Source organism: Hyphomonas sp. (genome assembly GCF_040882205.1).
Classification (GTDB): domain Bacteria; phylum Pseudomonadota; class Alphaproteobacteria; order Caulobacterales; family Hyphomonadaceae; genus Hyphomonas.
Genome location: NZ_JBBEBT010000145.1, coordinates 1 through 4,689, shown reverse-complemented (window position 1 = coordinate 4,689; position 4,689 = coordinate 1). Strand labels below are relative to the sequence as shown.

7 protein-coding genes and 1 pseudogene are annotated in these 4,689 nt (G+C 59.4%); 2 read left to right on the top strand and 6 right to left on the bottom strand.

What is annotated here, in order from left to right:
* The coding region (locus WEA77_RS05680) for a tyrosine-type recombinase/integrase (protein WP_368066899.1) at positions 1 to 1,210 on the top strand (1,210 nt) is incomplete at its 5' end.
* Positions 1,211 to 1,477: 267 nt separating this feature from the next.
* On the opposite strand, the gene WEA77_RS05675 is transcribed toward WEA77_RS05680, so the two are convergent.
* The 6 genes from WEA77_RS05675 to WEA77_RS05650 are packed head-to-tail and all read right to left on the bottom strand — an operon-like array spanning position 1,478 to position 3,689.
* Positions 1,478 to 2,233 (bottom strand): RES family NAD+ phosphorylase, encoded by a 756-nt coding sequence (locus WEA77_RS05675; protein ID WP_368066898.1) that lies wholly within the window; start codon positions 2,231 to 2,233, stop codon positions 1,478 to 1,480.
* Positions 2,193 to 2,570, bottom strand: a complete 378-nt coding sequence (locus WEA77_RS05670) for an antitoxin Xre/MbcA/ParS toxin-binding domain-containing protein (protein ID WP_368066897.1) — start codon at positions 2,568 to 2,570, stop codon at positions 2,193 to 2,195. Before WEA77_RS05670 ends, WEA77_RS05675 begins: the two co-directional genes overlap by 41 nt.
* Before the next feature lie 50 nt (positions 2,571 to 2,620).
* Positions 2,621 to 2,818, bottom strand: a complete 198-nt coding sequence (locus WEA77_RS05665) for a hypothetical protein (RefSeq protein ID WP_368066896.1) — start codon at positions 2,816 to 2,818, stop codon at positions 2,621 to 2,623.
* Positions 2,819 to 2,838: 20 nt separating this feature from the next.
* Entirely contained in the window at positions 2,839 to 3,156 is a 318-nt protein-coding gene (locus WEA77_RS05660) for a DUF736 domain-containing protein (RefSeq protein ID WP_368066895.1), read from the bottom strand.
* A gap of 3 nt (positions 3,157 to 3,159) precedes the next feature.
* Positions 3,160 to 3,399, bottom strand: coding sequence for a DUF2274 domain-containing protein (locus WEA77_RS05655; protein ID WP_368066894.1), 240 nt, complete (start codon positions 3,397 to 3,399; stop codon positions 3,160 to 3,162).
* Positions 3,396 to 3,689, bottom strand: a complete 294-nt coding sequence (locus WEA77_RS05650) for a hypothetical protein (RefSeq protein ID WP_368066893.1) — start codon at positions 3,687 to 3,689, stop codon at positions 3,396 to 3,398. The genes WEA77_RS05655 and WEA77_RS05650 overlap by 4 nt, the downstream gene beginning before the upstream one ends.
* Positions 3,690 to 4,109: 420 nt before the next feature.
* Here WEA77_RS05650 and WEA77_RS05645 point away from each other — a divergent pair.
* A pseudogene (locus tag WEA77_RS05645) lies at positions 4,110 to 4,689 on the top strand (hypothetical protein); the annotation flags it as partial.

Below are 4,689 nucleotides of genomic sequence, written 5' to 3'. Positions count from 1 at the left end.
TCGCTACCGTATGGCCACTGTGAGAGCATTGGCGAGCGGGTTCACATACCAGCCGATCGATCACCTTGCGACAGCGGCGCCCCTCGAAGAGGCGCTCGCACGGCTGCTCGCCGTCCATCAGGGCGCGGGGCCTCAGGAGGTACCCAAGGTCCGCGATGCCGAGGCGCTGCTCGGCGGCGCGCCGAAGCCCAAGGTGACCGTGTCAGAGGCCTTCCAGATCTACGTCAGCGAAATCGCCTACAACGCGCAGCTCTACAAATCTCCGAACCAGCAGGCCTCATGGGAGAAGACCAAGCGGACCTCGGTCCAGTACTTCATCGATTTCGCCGGCGACATCGCGCTTGAAGATATCACCCGGGAGCTGGCCCTCGACTACCAGAAGCTCTGGGCAGGTCAGGTGAAGCCGAAGGACACGAAGGTCGAGGCGGTCGCGCCTAACACCGCGAACCGGCATATCGGCAACATCCGGTCACTCTGTGCTGACTATTTCAAGCATGTCGGAGAGGAGGAGCGGCCCAATCCCTTCCGCAATATGCACTTCAAGGCAAAGGCGCGGACCGAGGTCCCGCCGTTCTCAAGCGAATGGGTGCGGCACAAGATCCTGGCGCCCGGTGCGACCCGCAAATGGCGACCGGAATTGCAGCTGATTACGCTGATGCTGATCGAGACCGGCTGCCGGCCAAGCGAGATCATCAATCTGCGGGTCGAGGATTTTCACATTGATGAACCGGTACCCTATATTTCCATCCGTGCACGGAATGACAGGGAGGTGAAAACCGATACATCCGAGCGTGACATCCCGCTCGTTGGTATCTCGCTTGAAGCCGCGAAGCGGGCGGCGCGGCGCGCGTTTGCTCACTACTATGACAAGGGTGAGCTGTTTTCAGCAAACATGATGAAGAACTTTCGAAACCGAGGCCTGCTGGAGACGCCCGACCACAAGATATACTCGCTACGGCATGCCTTCGAGAAACGCATGCAGGAAGCAAATGTCGACTATGGTTTGCGCTGCTTGCTTATGGGGCACAAAACGACGCGGCCGGTTTACGGGGACGGGGGCTCATTGGAATACCGGCGGGCTGAGTTGCTGAAGATCGCTCATCCGTTTGATGCGCGGGTTATGGATTTGTTTGAGCGGGCGAATCCGGAGTGGGCGTTGGGCGTCGCGGCTACGGTGGACAATGCGGACGTTGCCGGCAATTGGCGATAGGGCTCGGCAACGAAAGGGTTTGACCGGACCGGAAGGCAAATCCCATTGTGGATAATGCATTCGCGATCGGTACGGGCGAAATCTCGAATGCTAATGATCGATAAAGCCTGTTCAACTTCGGATCTTGAAACAAAAGAGACTCCGGTGATCGCCGCTTATGATCAAATTGGGTTGGCTAGGTGAAGAATCTGATCTTATTTAGAGTTATCTCTTTGGACCTGGACCTGAAAGTCACCTGACTACGTGGACGGTTACAGGCCAGAGGACTCAGTCGAATGCTGACATACGAAGATCATCGGACCAGGTTTCTGGTGGCAGACTGAACTTTTGCCCATGAAACTCGCAGATCGCATGTACGCCGGCCTTATTGAACAGGATGCGCCAGGTCTGGTTCTGTGTTGGCGCTTTTGAGGCGAACGCGGCGCAGGTCAGGATGGCGGCGTTCGGCCGTTGCTGCGGATCGCGGACAGACGTGTAGCGGATCAGTTGGATGTTCTCGGTGCGGGCGGCTTCTTCGAGTTGCTGGCACGGTTCGTAGTCGGACGGATGCATCCAGATGTCGCGCGCCTTGCTGAACGGCTTTGCGGACAGGTCGATGGCGGCATCGGTGCGTACGGGTATGTCAAATGCAGTGTGCTCACTCGGCTGCGCCGGAAAGGGCGTTCCGGGTGAGTCGGCGTAGAAGAGCAGAACGTGAAAGGCGGTTTCGATGATCGCCGTCGCGGGCTCTTCCGAGACGTAATAGACGCCGGGTGTCTGGCCCGCACGCCGGAACCGCGATCCATTCGGATAAAGCCCGTACCGGAACGGCGTCATGTAGAGATAGTGCAGGCTGGCGCATTCGGCCGGGACCGGTGGCTTGGTTTCTTCGAGCACGTCTTCGAGAACGCGCTGCTCATCCAGCGTGTCGACAAGCTGAAGCGTGGAGACGACATGTTGTGCCTCCACGCAGCGCCAGAAAACGCGCTCCAGCGGCTTTCTCTCAGAGCGGAGCGCGCCGGGAATCCAGGTAGGCAAGGCCATGCGTCAGTCCTGCAATCGTCTTGATCTGATCGAGCGGACGCCCGCCCAGCGCCCGGTTCTCATTACGCAGCCACGCATGCGCTATCTTGCTGTCGCCGCCGGTGATCGCGTCGAGCGAGCGGAACAGGCGAAGGAACAGCGCGCCCAGCTCGAAAGGCTTGGTGCCTTCCTCAAGCCGGAACTCGTCATTCCGCATCCGGGAGATGGTCGGTGCGGAAACCCCCAGAATCGCGGCGAGGTCCCGCCCGGTAATACCCATCTTCTCCGCAGCCCGGACGACAGCCATGGTCAGTATCCGGGCCCGTTCCTGAGTGCTGACCGCCTTTGCCTGTGTCATGGTCGCATCCTTTCCTAAGAAAGCATACGTACTACTAATTTCTGTAGAAATCAAGGGTGCGGTCTCCCTCTGTCTGGATCAGCGACAGGACGGCTGAGCGCAGCCTCGATCCGGTCGGCCGCCGAGCGCCGCTTCCGGACCTCCTGGTCGAACCGGTCGAACAGCGGGAAATACTTCTCGCCGCAGTGCCGGACGACCAGCGCGGCGATCCGGCGGCCTTCTTCAAGATCCTTGAGGCTGAGGCTCATGCGTGGCGGCCTTTCCTCTCTCAGGCTGACTTTGGCCGGTTCCAGACCATCACGCCGGTGCCTTCGCTTTCATTCTCGAAGAAGGCGGCCCGCATCGGCTGCGCAAAGCTCGGATCATCGAGCTTGATGGCGAGGTAGGGCGTCTCGCCATCCTTGGAGTCCTGCCGCCAGGCCGCACCGAGCTCTGCGCCGCCCGCATAGAGCCGGAAGTCCGGCGTATCCTTGCTCTTTCCCTTTTCCTTGTTGGGGACGAGCTGGGCTTTGACGTTGATGGTCATGGTACGGATGGTCCCCGTCCATGTTCCGTCTTTCATCGTGAATGCGCCGATCTGTGCCATAGGTCAGTCTCCTTTGCTGGCGGTGGTGTGAAGGGCCCGGCGGGCCCGTTTGAATCCGGCGTCAGACGCCAGGAAGGTTTCGATCATGGCCGCGGCGAGCGTTTCGGCGCGTTCTTCATGGCCATAGGTCTGCAGGCAAACCGCGGCATAGTCTGACAGTGCGGCATAGGTGTCCGGATCGAGCGCAAGCGTGAGCTTTGCTTGGGTGCGGTCGGGGATTTGTCCGAGGCGGAGTGTCATCATTGAACGCTCCGGGGGCTCGGCCCGAGCTCTTCTGCGGGACGCATGAAGCTGATGAGTTCGTCCGTGGAAAAATCCATACCGATCACTCTCACATCTGGAGGATCTTCCGGCAGCGAGCTTGCCCAGTCGTTGGCTTTTGTCCATGCCAGGAAGCTGAGGGCGGCATAAGCCGCCCGCTCGATCCAGATCGATCCAACGGGATAAGCCATCACTTCAATTGCGTCCGGTGCGTCGAGGGCCTCGCGCACCACGGGGTAGAATGCCGGCGCAGCAATTTGCTCCGCCGGCATTCTTTTTTCTGCTGGTGGGAGCGGCAGCTCATCGGGGCGGGACCTTTTCTTGTCCCGATGAGCATCCTTGCTTTTACCGGGTCAGGGCAGTTGGACGCCAGGCCATCCTGCGCAGGTTGCTGCAGGTGGCAGCAGAAGCCTGCAAACTGCGCTGAGGCGGCCTGCGTCTGGCCGATGCCGTCAGACCTTAATCGTCTCTACACAGAACAGTTATAAAATTTCCCGCATTACGATAAGATGCTATGGGAATATCCCGCTTGGCGTAAATCTTGAATCGTCGTTCTCAAAGGGAGGCTGATGATAAAACCGTTTACACTCAATACCTGCTCCGAGATCGCGCCCTGTGATTACCTCTCGCGCCTTTCCCTGGATCGCCGGGCATAGGAGTACGCACGGCGCAACGAAAACCTGCGCGATGACGTGGCTGGCCGAAGCGATGCCGACATTTCTGAAAGAATGGCGCCGTGCGCTCCGATCCGTCTGCTGCGTTCCCGCGCGCATCAGAAGCTGGCGGAGCGCTGGGGGCTCGTGTTCATGTCCGACCCCGCCATCAACGGGATCGACCCTGACGCCTTCTGGAGCCATTACGTGTTCCCGGGCGAGGTCGAGGTCAACTGCAGGCCGCTCAAACCCCGGCAGAGCTTCGATATCTGGGACCGGACCGTGCCTTACTGCAGTTTTACCCACGTGACCGACAGCGCGGCACGCGAATATCTTCTCATCCGGGGAAAAAGCTGCATCGCGCAGGTAGGCTGTACAGGCATGTCCCACCTCAGTATTGAACCTGGGCGGATGAAAATAAAGACGCCAGACCTCTTCGGAATTCAACGGAAACAGAAAGTTCAGGAAGAGGTCCGGCGTCTTCTGGGCAATGGCCCCGATATACATGCGGCCCGCTGGACCAAGACGACACAGATCCTGCGCAAGAGCGTCATCGCCCTCGACTGTATCAAAGCCGGAATCAGCCAGAGGGAGATCGCCTCTCTGCTTTATGGCCCTG

What these genes read in the sequence shown, in the direction of transcription:
- WEA77_RS05650 (WP_368066893.1), bottom strand. Translation starts at nt 3,689, where the DNA reads ATGCCGGCGGAGCAAATTGCTGCGCCGGCATTCTACCCCGTGGTGCGC.
- WEA77_RS05675 (WP_368066898.1), bottom strand. Translation starts at nt 2,233, where the DNA reads ATGGCCTTGCCTACCTGGATTCCCGGCGCGCTCCGCTCTGAGAGAAAG.
- WEA77_RS05660 (WP_368066895.1), bottom strand. Translation starts at nt 3,156, where the DNA reads ATGGCACAGATCGGCGCATTCACGATGAAAGACGGAACATGGACGGGG.
- WEA77_RS05665 (WP_368066896.1), bottom strand. Translation starts at nt 2,818, where the DNA reads ATGAGCCTCAGCCTCAAGGATCTTGAAGAAGGCCGCCGGATCGCCGCG.
- WEA77_RS05655 (WP_368066894.1), bottom strand. Translation starts at nt 3,399, where the DNA reads ATGATGACACTCCGCCTCGGACAAATCCCCGACCGCACCCAAGCAAAG.
- WEA77_RS05670 (WP_368066897.1), bottom strand. Translation starts at nt 2,570, where the DNA reads ATGACACAGGCAAAGGCGGTCAGCACTCAGGAACGGGCCCGGATACTG.